Below are 10,533 nucleotides of genomic sequence, written 5' to 3'. Positions count from 1 at the left end.
CACAACTATGGTTGTGTTTGTTGTTTCGTGTTTTTGTCGGTGGTTATAGCGGTGAGGTCACGCCCGGTCCCATTCCGAACCCGGTAGCTAAGCTTACCTGCGCTGATGGTACTGCACACGGGAGTGTGTGGGAGAGTAAGTCACTGCCGACATTATTTTTTAGGCGGGGTCCTGGTTGTCACTTTGTGTGGCGGCTGGGGCCCCGCCTCTTTACGCGATCCCAAAAGAAAAACGCTATCGATAGTGACTACTGCGCTAGCAATCCACCGTGGTCACCCAAGCGAAGAACTCATCAGCAGGAGCGACACTCCCAACGAAGTGTCCGCCGAGTTCCAACAGGATCATTCCTACTAACTGACTGACAGAAGCAAGCGCGCCCGCGAGAAAAGCCTCACTGTGCCCTGTCTCTTTAGCCAGGGGGTTCAGTTGCTTCGCTACAGCCGCTGGTAAGACCGGCCTACCTGGAATGGTGTGGTCCTGTCCGGCTGGCGAGTCAGTTGCCTCGACAAAGCAACGAAAGACCGATGCGGCAGGCTCAATAGTTTCTTCTGGGGCTTGGTAGCCCGTAACTGGTGTGCCATAGATCAGATAGAACTCATGCGGGTTTTTTAGCGCCCATGCGCGAAGCGCGGTTGCACGCGCCTGCCAGGTAGGGCCTGCCGCGGAAATGCTGACAGCCAACCGGCGATATGCCTCAACAATCAGCTCAGTTAAGAGTGCATCTTTAGTCGGTACATGCTTATAGAGCGCAGAGGGAACAAGCCCGACACGGTCAGCTATTTGTCGCATAGAGAGTCTTGCTGCGCCTCCCTGAGCCAACTGCTCTCGCGCAGCTGTCAGAATGCGCTGGCGCGTCGCCGCTTTTGCCGCGGAGCGAGTAGTGACATGTGGCTCAGAGTTATCTTTCATGATCTGCAGTTTAGCTATTGCCAGCAACGCGTTTGCATGCAAAACTAACATACAGAGAACACTGTTCACTGAAAGGATACCCATGCAATCCCGACTTCTTGGAATCCTCCTTTTCGCAGACGGTCTAGCATTCGCGCTATTTCCGCCCCTTCGCCCATGGGGCGACAAAACCGGTGTCCTAGGAGAACAAAGCTCGGCGTTCTCTGACCCACTGTGGGTGGCATCTCACGTTGTAGGAATGCTCGCTTGGGTACTGCTCAGCTTCGCACTGCTGGTCCACGGCACCCTGCGAGACCACCGAGCAGACAAAGGCTCCACCCGGCCTAGCATGAGCGCCTGGTTGGCTTTGGCGGGCACCATGTTGCTGCTGCCGTATTACGGCGCCGAGACTTTTGGGCTGCACGGAATTGCTGCTAGCGGTGGCGAGGCAGCAACACATGAGGCAGTTGATGCAGCTCAAGATGCGATTCGCAATGGAATATCGCAGTCTGTGCTGTTCTCCGCCGGCTTTGTCCTATGGAGTATCGCGACGATTCGCGTTGCATTCCGTGAGCGGAGCTGGCCAGCCGGACTCATCGCTGGCGGCGTTGTCACGTATCTGCCGCAGTTCTTCTTAGCCCCCGAACTGCGCATCGCGCATGGAGTGGTGCTCGGTGCCGGCTGCATCCTCTGGGGGCTAGAGCGGGGACGTAATCGTCGCAAAGCAAAAGGCCGGAACCACGTGGCTCCGGCCTAATGCTGACTTACCGTCTTACCGTATTTACTCGTCGGTGATGGCGTCCAATGGCTTTGCCCGTGACGCCTTGAAGGCTGGCCACAGCGCGGCCAAGATACCAACCAGGACTGACGCCGCTAGGACGGTGCCGAGCGTATCCCAAGGCACGACAATCTTGTCCAGGCCGTCGTCGGCAAGAATCTTCACGAAGCACCAGCCGAGGCCCAAGCCGGTGAGCAGACCAATGATGGCGCCGAAAATCGAAATCTGTACCGATTCCAAAATGATCATGATGCGGACCTGCCCACGCTGCATACCGACCGCGCGGAGCATACCGATCTCCTGGCGGCGCTCAATCACCGACAGGGCAAGAGTATTAATAATGCCCAAAATCGCGATGATGATAGCCAGCGCCAACAGACCATAAATAATCGCCAACATCTGGTTCACCTGCGAAGCCGACGCATCCTTCAGCTCGTCCATGGTCAGGACCTTGACCACCAGGAACTCGCCGACGGCATCTTCAATTGTCGAACGCTGCTGTCCTGCATTGACACCCTCGTCGTAGAAGACGTAGGCCATCAGCGTGTACTTCATCCGCGGGTCCTTCGAAATGCTGTCCACCAGCTGCTCCGAAATCAGTGGCCCCGGGTAGAAGTTATTGTCCTTGAACACACCGGTGAGCTTCGCGTCCGCCATTCCCATTGGGGTGACCACTGCGTACTCCTCACCAATCTTCATATTCGAGGACTGGTACAGGCTCTCCGGCAGCAAGAAGCCGGCACCTTCCTTGGTCAAATCCAAATCGCCGTCAACGGTCTCAATGTTGAACAGCACGCTTGGATCGGCATCAAGCGTCGACGCATTGAAACCACCCCGACCGGCCATCGAGGTGTTCGCCGTCATCTTCTTCAGCGTCTCGGCGGCCTCCTCCTTCGGCACCACCTGCGCGGTGGTGAAGTTCTCCCGCACCACGCTCTGCACACCATCGAGGTTGCGGACTTCCTCCACGGCCTCATTCGGAATCGGGAAGGACTGCTGCGCCGACTGGAGCACCAAGTCCATCTTTGCGCCGGTATCAATCTGCGACGCCACCGACTCCTTCATCGTCGCGCCCAACATGCCCAAGGAGGACACCAGCGCCAACCCCAAGGTCAACGCAAACGCTGTCGCCGCCGCACGCCGCGGGTTACGCTGCGAGTTCGTCGCCGCCAAATGACCAGGCGCCTTAAATGGCCAACCAATCAGGCGACCCAAACCAGACGCCAACGGAATCGACAACCACGCCGCGAACAACCACAGACCAAGGATGACCAGAAGCGCGCCGACACCCAGAATCTGAGCGCGCGTGGTGCTGGACCAATCTGAATTAAACGCAGCGGTCACTGCCAAAGCGGCACCGATAACGAGCAGCACCGCACCAATGATGGTGCGGACTAGCAGGCTCGCGGAGTTGCTGGTGTCACCGGAACGCATCGCCTGAACTGGGTGGGTGCGGCCCGCGCGCGCTGCCGGGGCCCACGCAGAAATAACAGTAATGAGCATGCCGACGACGAGCGGCACCACGAAGGACTGCCAGTCCGCAGACATCTTCGACGGCAAATCAATGCCATTCGCCCGCATCACCGCTTGCAGCAGCTGCACTAAACCGAAGCCGGTAGCAATACCGACAATCGAACCAATCAGACCCACCAACAGTGCCTCCAGCACCACCGATGCGGTCAGCTGGCCGCGGCTAGCGCCGAGCGCACGCAACAATGCGAACTCCTTCGTCCGCTGCGCGACAATCATGCTGAAGGTGTTGGAAATGATGAAGGTACCGACAATCAGCGCAATCAAGCCGAAGGCCAGCAGGAAGTAGTTCACGAAGCTGAGCATTTCGCGAATCATCTTCGTGGCGTCATCGGCCAGCTTCTGCCCGGTTTCAAACTTGTACTGCGGGAACTCCGCGCGCAGTTTAGTCAGCGCATCATCTGGGGAGGTGCCTGGTTCAACGGAAACGAGCAGGGAGTCCACATGCTCGCCGTCGGTGTACAGTTTCGTCCACTCTTCCTTGGTGAAAATGACACCAATGAAGCCGCCGGTAGATTCGATGCTTTCATCCCACTGACCAACAATCGTCGCTTCCATACGACTGCTGCCGGCAACCAACTTGGTTTTATCGCCAACCTTGAGGTTGCCGTTTTCCATCGCCGACTTATTGATGGCAATCTCGCCATCCTTCTCCGGCATGCGGCCTTCGAGGACCTCAATATCCGGGCCGACTTCCTGGCCTGGCGGGTTAGCATAAAAACCTTGACCGCCCGCGCCGCTGGTTTGCACCGCCTTGCCTTCGGAGTTAGCAATAATCACCGACGCGCTATTTTGGTTAGCGCGGGTGGCCTTCACCCCAGGAACCTGGCTGATTTTCTCAACATCCGCGGCGGCTAGCCCCTGCGGAGTCTGTTCCCCGGCCTCGGCGACAACGTCCACACCCTCGAATTGGGTTTTCACAATGTCGTCGAATGCGGCCGACAGTGTGGCGGTGAAAATGAAGGAACCGGCAATGAAAGCGGTACCGAGCACCACCGACAGCACTGTCAGGAATAGGCGGAGCTTATGCGCCGCCAGACTGCGCAAGCTGACCTTGCGCATCGCTTGTGTGCCTACTGAAGCCATGACTTAGAGTTCCTCAATCCGGCCCATGCGATCCAAGATGGAATCCACGGTCGGTTCGTACAGGTCATCAACAATCCGGCCGTCCGCCAGGAAAATAACCCGGTCGGCGTATGCCGCAGCCTTCGGATCGTGCGTCACAATGACAACGGTCTGGTTCAGCTCGTCGACAGCGTCCCGCAGAATGGTCAGCACCTCGGTGGACGAGTTGGAGTCCAGGTTGCCGGTTGGTTCGTCCCCGAAGATGATTTGGGGCTTAGCGACGATAGCGCGGGCGCACGCAACGCGCTGCTGCTGACCACCAGAAAGCTCAGCCGGGCGGTGGGTGAGACGTTCGGTCAGACCCAGGCGGCCGGTGATGGTCTCAAACCATTCCTTATCCACCTTGCGGCCAGCAATTTCAATCGGCAGGGTGATGTTCTCTGCCGCAGTCAGGGTAGGGACCAGGTTGAAGGACTGGAACACAAAGCCCAAGCGATCGCGGCGCAGCGCCGTGATCTCCTTATCCTTCAGCTTGGAGATATCGACATCGCCGACATAAGACGTACCTTCGGTGGCGCCATCGAGGCCGGCCATGCAGTGCATCAACGTGGACTTACCCGAGCCAGAAGGGCCCATGATGGCAGTGAATTCTGCAGTTTTGAATTCGACGTCGACGCTGTCCAGCGCAACAACGGCGGTGTTGCCCTGGCCGTAACGCTTGGTCAATCCGACGGCTCGGGCGGCAGCGGGACTAGCCGTTGCAGTGGCTGTTTCAGTGGCTGCTTCAGCCATGATTGCTCCTAAAAATGTTGACGTGCACTCTTTTTGAGGCTAAAAGTTTCCGAGTTCTAACTTAGTGGAGAACTGCCGCTCCTTCGATGTCAGGGGATCGACGAAACGCAGCTCGGAGGCCAAAAGTTGCAGTGGGTGGGAGAAATCATCGTCGGCAGGACGCGTGAAAACTGGGTAGAGGCTGTCTCCGACAATGGGTGCGCCCAAACCATTGAGGTGAAGGCGCAGCTGGTGCGTTCGACCAGTGATTGGACGCAAGGTCCACAGCGCAAGTTGGCGGCCCTGAACGTCAATAAGCTCTGTCGGTGTGATTTTCTCCACAATGGTCTCGGCGTTGGGCTCCCCGTCTACTACCCACGCCTGGACAATGCCGGGTTCCTTCAAAATGCGGTTCCGCACGGTAAACGGGGTGGCGCGGTCTAGCAGCGGCGCAAGCGCAAGGTAGCGCTTCTCCACTCGACGGCGCTGGAATAAATCCTGGTATGCGCCGCGGATTTCTGGCCGCGTAGTAAACACCAGTAGACCAGCGGTGAGGCGGTCAAGGCGGTGGGCAGGCACGAGCTCCGGGATGTCCAGCATTTTGCGAAGTTGGACGGTGGCCGTCTGGGTGATGTGCTGGCCACGCGGGATTGTCGCCATGAAGTGGGGCTTATCAATGACAACTAAATCATCGTCTTGGTGGACAATGCTGATTCGTCCCGGGATTTCCGGTTCCTCCCGCGGTGTGCGATAGAACCACACGTCAGTGCCCGCCGGAAGTGGCTGATCTGGCTGAAAAGGGGTGCCGTCGCGGCCCACGACTAAGCCGTCGGAAAAACGCTGCGCAATCGCTGCTTCATCATCGTCGGGGTGGCGGTGGGTCTGCGACTCGATGAGGTGCCGGATGAAAGCCACTGCTGTAATACCAGCAGCTTCAGCGGGGACCCGAACCTGGCTGGCGTTGAGGCCATCGCGGATGGGGAGCGGATTATACGTGCGTCGAGACATAGATATAACGCTATCAGCGAGGGTGTTAGTGCAGGTAGTGCCGTCAAAGATGCGGAACCGTTAGTACTTGCCAATGGTGCGGAAAGTTTTTAGAGTGTCGAACATGGATCAAATCATCGCTTTCCTTAACGACTTCCTGAACTCCGCTTTCGGCAAGAACTCCCTGCAGTTCTTCACCGGCTCCTTCAACCTGATGTTCCCAGCGGACGCACCTGCGGCCGAGAAGTAGGCCGGGCTGGTGTCGGGGCCAGCTAAGTCACCCCCGAAATTCTGGCACTGTTCTTGCAAGCGCGGCTATTCTGGAAATGAATAGCCCCTTGAGAACAGGAGTCCTGATATGTCACGCCAAGACGTCATCGTAGTCGCGGTTGACGGTTCCGATGCATCGAAAGTCGCTGTCACTTGGGCGGCGAACACTGCGCTCAAGCGTGGTGTCCCGCTGCGACTGGTAAGTGCCTACTCCATGCCGCAGTTCCTGTACGCCGAAGGCATGTTGCCTCCGCAGGAGCTTTACGACGACCTTGAGTCGGAGACCATGGAAAAGATCGAGGAAGCACGCAAGATTGCCCTCGACTTTGCGCCCGAACTGGAAGTCACCCACCAGATCGAAGAGGGCAGCCCAATTGACCTGCTGCTCGACCTTTCCGCACAGTGCACCATGATTGTCATGGGTTCGCGTGGTCTCGGCGGCCTGTCTGGCATGGTCATGGGTTCGGTTTCCGCAGCTGTGGTGTCCCATGCAGAATGCCCAGTTGTGGTTGTCCGTGAAGACAACATCCTGACCGAAGCCACTAAGTACGGCCCAGTCGTGGTGGGTGTTGACGGCTCGAACGTTTCGCAGCGCGCTGTGGAATTCGCCTTCATTGAGGCTGCTGCCCGCAAGTCGAAGCTGATTGCTGTGCACACCTGGATGGACATGCAGGTGCAGTCCTCCCTGGCAGGCCTGGCCGCAGCTCAGCAGCAGTGGCAGGTTGTTGAGGATGAGCAGCGCCGCATGCTGTCCGACCGCTTGGCTTACTGGGAGTCGAAGTACCCAGAGGTGGAAGTGGAGAAGATCGTTACCCGCGACCGTCCGGTTCGCGCACTGGGTGACGCCGCTGAAGGCGCGCAGTTGCTGGTCGTTGGTTCCCACGGACGCGGCGGCTTCAAGGGCATGCTGCTCGGCTCTACCTCTCGTGCACTGCTGCAGGCAGCTCCTTGCCCGATGATGGTGGTTCGCCCAGACAGCGAAGACAAGAAGAAGCCAAAGAAGTAACCGTTTCGTTATAATTCCGGTGAAAAGCTAGCTTGACCGGCCACTTTGGGAGTCCCCCAAGGGGCCGGTCTCGCTGTTTTTATTACACTTTGTGCCCAAGTGGAAAGATTTTGCTGCCGAATCTACAAAGTCGGCCTACCCTTGAAGGTGAGGTTGTAACCCAAACTCACAATCTTTGCCCGCAGGCTCCCGCTTGCTGTGGCACCTTCTACCAGAAAGGCAGCATTAAAATGATCGCCATTATTCTCTGGATTGTCATCGGCGGTATCGCAGGCTGGATCGCTTCCAAGATCATGGGCACCGACGCGTCCATGGGCATTATCGCTAACATCATCGTCGGTATCCTTGGCGCCGTCATCGGCGGCTGGCTCTTGGGCATCTTCATGGACATTGACATGGGTTCCGGCAACTGGTTCGTCACACTCATCACCGCGGTGGTTGGCGCTTGCCTGCTGCTGTGGATCGTCGGACTGTTCACCAAGCGCGGCTCCCGCGTCTAGCTAACCCGAACACCTCTCATACTTTCAACCCACCTCGGGTCGAGCTCACACCGCGACCACGCAAGGTGGGTTTTTTCCTGCCAATTTCCGACAGATCCGAGCCAATGGCGGTGTGAGACAGACAAGTCGGTATTCTAGAGGCAGTTATAAAACGCAGTGCGCTGTGAATTGTTGACCAAAAGGAGGCACCGTGGCCCGAACCGCAAAGAGTACTACTCGGAAAGCGGGCAGCACGCCATCGCGCCGCCGCGACCGGCCAGCACCTCGACAACGCCTCCTTGGTACCGCCACCCAACTATTTACCACCGAAGGCATCCGAGTCATCGGTATTGACCGCATCCTGCGGGAAGCCGACGTGGCTAAAGCCAGCCTCTATTCCCTCTTCGGCTCAAAAGACAAACTTGTCGTCGCCTATTTGGAAGCACTCGACGAGCAGTGGCGTGCCTCGTGGCATGAGCGTAGTGACGATTTGTCCGACCCTAAATTGGAAATTTTGGCGTTCTTCGACAAAGCCATCGCCGATATGCCGGACATGAACTACCGCGGTTCCCACTTTCAGAACGCAGCCAGCGAATACCCAATGCCAGAGACAGAAACTGAGCATGAGATTCGTGCGGCCGCGGCTGCGCACCGGACCTGGTGTTTGGATACGCTGCGTCCGCGATGTGCCGCACTGGGGGCGGAGAACCCAGAGCAGCTCGCCAACCAACTGCTAGTGATGCTCGATGGCGGCATCAACGGTTCTAAAATGACTGGCACTGTCGCGCCATTGGAATTGGCTCGTGATATGGCCGAATCTTGTCTATTGAATACCACTGACGCGCCAGCCTAAGCCTTCATGCGCTGCTGCTGGCTATGCCTCGGTAGTAGCGTCAGCCGTCGCTGCTTCGTCGAGGTTCTCGTCACCAAGCTCCATTTCGGCCCTATGCTGCAAACTCGCTGGAATATCGCGCGGCGCGGCAATGTCTACGGCGTCTTCAAAATAATGCTCATGGTCTTCGTCGATATCGGCGGCGCCAATGGAAATGGCATAGACCGCAAGCTGGTGCGGATTAATCTCTAAGCCCTCTTGTGCGGCGGACTTCGCCAGCTTTCGGGACTCCATCAGAATGCGCTTTTTCCGTCGGTAAATTGCATTAAGGTGCGCATTCACTTTCTTCAGATGCGCCTTCTGTTCCGATTCCTCTTTCTTCTGCTCTTCCTTCGCAGCAGCGTCCGCAGCCATTAGCTCATTAATCTCGTGGCGCTTCCATGGCTGGAATCGCTTGGCCCACTTCCGGCGACGTCGCAGCTTCTTCTCCCGGTCGCGGACTTCCGCTTTCTCGAAGTACTTATCCTTCTCCTGCGCTTGGTAGTAGAAAAAGGCCGCAGTAAGCGGATACTTCCAATTCAGCCAGGTCTCAATCAAAATGCCCTGCAGCAAAGTCCAACCATTACCGGCGCACCAATACAGCACCAATGCAACCGGCGCTGGACCAGTCAGGCCAATAATCAGCAGCATGAAACCAGCCAGCACAAAGATGCGCATAATGCTCATCATTTTGACTGACATAGTGATGGAATAGTCCATCACGCGCTTTGAGCGGTGCAGCGACGTCACAATAGACATCACCGACAAAATGGTGGCTAACACCAAAAAGGGCAGCACAAAATTCAGGACTGTTTCCCGGTCAGTACCCACCCAAGCAAACTGCTCCGGCGACATTGCCACATAGGCGGGGAGCGGAATGCCAGCGATATCGGCTTTCAGGAATTCATCAACATCCTGCCCAGAGAGCACGCCCACCCCAGCATGAGCGGCTTCGAACCCTTCCTGCGGACGTGCCATGGACGTCAGGACGCGGAATAGACCAAGGAAGATGGGCAGCTGAATCAGCGGAATGAAACAACCCGTGGCTGTTGAGTAGCCGTGCTCTTTATGGATTTTCCGCTCAGTGGCTTTGAACTTGCGGGATTGATCCGCATTCATGTGCTCGCCGCCATGCTCTTGCTTTGCAGCGGCTAGGAGCGGACGGGCAAGCGCCAACTTTCGGGAGTTCAGCAGGGTTTTCAGCTGCAGTGGGACCAGCAGCGACCGCACCGTAATCAGGAGCAGGAAAATCGAAATGGTCCAAGCAAGACTGGACTCGAACCCAAGCAACAGCAGTACCCAGTGCCAAAATTTCAGCACTGCGGACACCACATACATTAAGGGCTCAAGCACAAGGAACCTCCGACACTAAAATTGCACGTTCAACCGTGCGCTGCCCAATCAGTCTATCGGGCTGCACTGTGGCAGAAGTATCAGTGGTCAAAGTAAGTAACTGAAGTTACTTATTCGCCGCTTCGTAGGCCTCAACAATGCGAGCGGCAATCTGGCCGCGGTCGCTGACCGTGAAGCCATTGTTCCGAGCCCACTCACGAATCGCGAGGTTGCGTTCCTTCGTCCGCTCGGAAGCGGCCTTCTGCCGCGAAGCCAACGCGGCATCAGCCTTAGCGACGGACTCTTTCCGTGCAGCCGAGACATATGGTGCTAGTGCCTTCTCAAACGCGGCTGCGTTCTTCGACGACAAATCCAGCACATAATTCACACCATTGACAGCAAAGCGGACGACATGAACTTCCTTTTCCGACAATGGAGAATCGTCAATATCGTCGAAATACTGGATGACTTCGCGGCGTGCCATTATTTGTTCCTTTGGTTCCGGAAAAATGTGGAATTCTCATTCGGAGAATACCAAACCTCACCCAAAGAAACA

At 56.9% G+C, this 10,533-nt stretch carries 11 protein-coding genes and 1 rRNA gene; 6 read left to right on the top strand and 6 right to left on the bottom strand.

Annotated features, from left to right (window positions below; all coding sequences use genetic code 11):
• Positions 1 to 35 precede the first annotated feature (35 nt).
• Positions 36 to 152 (top strand): 5S ribosomal RNA (rrf, locus tag A3EC_RS0109855).
• A 103-nt stretch (positions 153 to 255) separates the two neighbouring features.
• Here the strand turns inward: rrf and A3EC_RS0109850 are convergent.
• Positions 256 to 993: a TetR/AcrR family transcriptional regulator gene (locus tag A3EC_RS0109850; protein ID WP_018025022.1), complete on the bottom strand. Its 738-nt coding sequence runs from the start codon at positions 991 to 993 to the stop codon at positions 256 to 258.
• On the opposite strand from A3EC_RS0109850, the gene A3EC_RS12105 reads away from it, so the two are divergent.
• Positions 992 to 1,645 (top strand): hypothetical protein, encoded by a 654-nt coding sequence (locus tag A3EC_RS12105; RefSeq protein WP_018025021.1) that lies wholly within the window; start codon positions 992 to 994, stop codon positions 1,643 to 1,645. The two genes, A3EC_RS0109850 and A3EC_RS12105, sit on opposite strands and share 2 nt — an antisense overlap.
• Before the next feature lie 24 nt (positions 1,646 to 1,669).
• Here A3EC_RS12105 and A3EC_RS0109840 read toward each other — a convergent pair whose 3' ends face one another.
• Genes A3EC_RS0109840 through A3EC_RS0109830 form a run of 3 tightly spaced genes read right to left on the bottom strand, consistent with a single transcriptional unit; the run spans position 1,670 to position 6,040 of the window.
• Complete coding sequence (locus A3EC_RS0109840; RefSeq protein ID WP_018025020.1) at positions 1,670 to 4,282, bottom strand: ABC transporter permease; 2,613 nt, start codon at positions 4,280 to 4,282, stop codon at positions 1,670 to 1,672.
• 3 nt (positions 4,283 to 4,285) lie between these two features.
• Positions 4,286 to 5,053: an ABC transporter ATP-binding protein gene (locus A3EC_RS0109835; protein ID WP_018025019.1), complete on the bottom strand. Its 768-nt coding sequence runs from the start codon at positions 5,051 to 5,053 to the stop codon at positions 4,286 to 4,288.
• 39 nt (positions 5,054 to 5,092) lie between these two features.
• The gene (locus A3EC_RS0109830; protein ID WP_018025018.1) at positions 5,093 to 6,040 is read right to left on the bottom strand and encodes a pseudouridine synthase; all 948 of its coding nucleotides are present in this window, start codon (positions 6,038 to 6,040) and stop codon (positions 5,093 to 5,095) included.
• A 103-nt stretch (positions 6,041 to 6,143) separates the two neighbouring features.
• Between A3EC_RS0109830 and A3EC_RS13255 the strand changes: the two genes are divergently transcribed.
• The 4 genes from A3EC_RS13255 to A3EC_RS0109810 all read left to right on the top strand — a co-directional run bounded on the left by A3EC_RS13255 (position 6,144) and on the right by A3EC_RS0109810 (position 8,627).
• Complete coding sequence (locus A3EC_RS13255) at positions 6,144 to 6,269, top strand: hypothetical protein (RefSeq protein ID WP_281163696.1); 126 nt, start codon at positions 6,144 to 6,146, stop codon at positions 6,267 to 6,269.
• Between the two features lie 108 nt (positions 6,270 to 6,377).
• The gene (locus A3EC_RS0109820; RefSeq protein ID WP_018025016.1) at positions 6,378 to 7,295 is read left to right on the top strand and encodes a universal stress protein; all 918 of its coding nucleotides are present in this window, start codon (positions 6,378 to 6,380) and stop codon (positions 7,293 to 7,295) included.
• A gap of 230 nt (positions 7,296 to 7,525) precedes the next feature.
• A complete protein-coding gene (locus A3EC_RS0109815; RefSeq protein ID WP_018025015.1) occupies positions 7,526 to 7,795 on the top strand; it encodes a GlsB/YeaQ/YmgE family stress response membrane protein in 270 nt (89 codons plus the stop codon).
• Positions 7,796 to 7,985: 190 nt separating this feature from the next.
• Positions 7,986 to 8,627, top strand: coding sequence for a TetR/AcrR family transcriptional regulator (locus A3EC_RS0109810; protein ID WP_018025014.1), 642 nt, complete (start codon positions 7,986 to 7,988; stop codon positions 8,625 to 8,627).
• A gap of 21 nt (positions 8,628 to 8,648) precedes the next feature.
• Here A3EC_RS0109810 and yidC read toward each other — a convergent pair whose 3' ends face one another.
• Both yidC and A3EC_RS0109800 read right to left on the bottom strand, forming a co-directional pair.
• Positions 8,649 to 9,998: a membrane protein insertase YidC gene (yidC, locus tag A3EC_RS0109805; protein ID WP_156812924.1), complete on the bottom strand. Its 1,350-nt coding sequence runs from the start codon at positions 9,996 to 9,998 to the stop codon at positions 8,649 to 8,651.
• 106 nt (positions 9,999 to 10,104) lie between these two features.
• Positions 10,105 to 10,461, bottom strand: coding sequence for a histone-like nucleoid-structuring protein Lsr2 (locus tag A3EC_RS0109800; protein ID WP_018025012.1), 357 nt, complete (start codon positions 10,459 to 10,461; stop codon positions 10,105 to 10,107).
• Between the last annotated feature and the right edge of the window lie 72 nt (positions 10,462 to 10,533).

Origin of the sequence: Corynebacterium ulceribovis DSM 45146 (assembly GCF_000372445.1) — a bacterium.
In the GTDB taxonomy this organism is placed as follows: Bacteria; Actinomycetota; Actinomycetes; order Mycobacteriales; family Mycobacteriaceae; genus Corynebacterium; species Corynebacterium ulceribovis.
The sequence above is the reverse complement of the archived record's forward strand: the minus strand, read 5'-3'. Positions and strand labels throughout refer to the sequence as shown.

Bases quoted from the DNA above. Each gene is read 5' to 3' on its own strand.
- A3EC_RS12105 (WP_018025021.1), top strand. From the start codon at position 992: ATGCAATCCCGACTTCTTGGAATCCTCCTTTTCGCAGACGGTCTAGCA.
- A3EC_RS0109850 (WP_018025022.1), bottom strand. From the start codon at position 993: ATGGGTATCCTTTCAGTGAACAGTGTTCTCTGTATGTTAGTTTTGCAT.
- A3EC_RS0109840 (WP_018025020.1), bottom strand. From the start codon at position 4,282: ATGGCTTCAGTAGGCACACAAGCGATGCGCAAGGTCAGCTTGCGCAGT.
- A3EC_RS0109835 (WP_018025019.1), bottom strand. From the start codon at position 5,053: ATGGCTGAAGCAGCCACTGAAACAGCCACTGCAACGGCTAGTCCCGCT.
- A3EC_RS0109830 (WP_018025018.1), bottom strand. From the start codon at position 6,040: ATGTCTCGACGCACGTATAATCCGCTCCCCATCCGCGATGGCCTCAAC.
- A3EC_RS13255 (WP_281163696.1), top strand. From the start codon at position 6,144: ATGGATCAAATCATCGCTTTCCTTAACGACTTCCTGAACTCCGCTTTC.
- A3EC_RS0109820 (WP_018025016.1), top strand. From the start codon at position 6,378: ATGTCACGCCAAGACGTCATCGTAGTCGCGGTTGACGGTTCCGATGCA.
- A3EC_RS0109815 (WP_018025015.1), top strand. From the start codon at position 7,526: ATGATCGCCATTATTCTCTGGATTGTCATCGGCGGTATCGCAGGCTGG.
- A3EC_RS0109800 (WP_018025012.1), bottom strand. From the start codon at position 10,461: ATGGCACGCCGCGAAGTCATCCAGTATTTCGACGATATTGACGATTCT.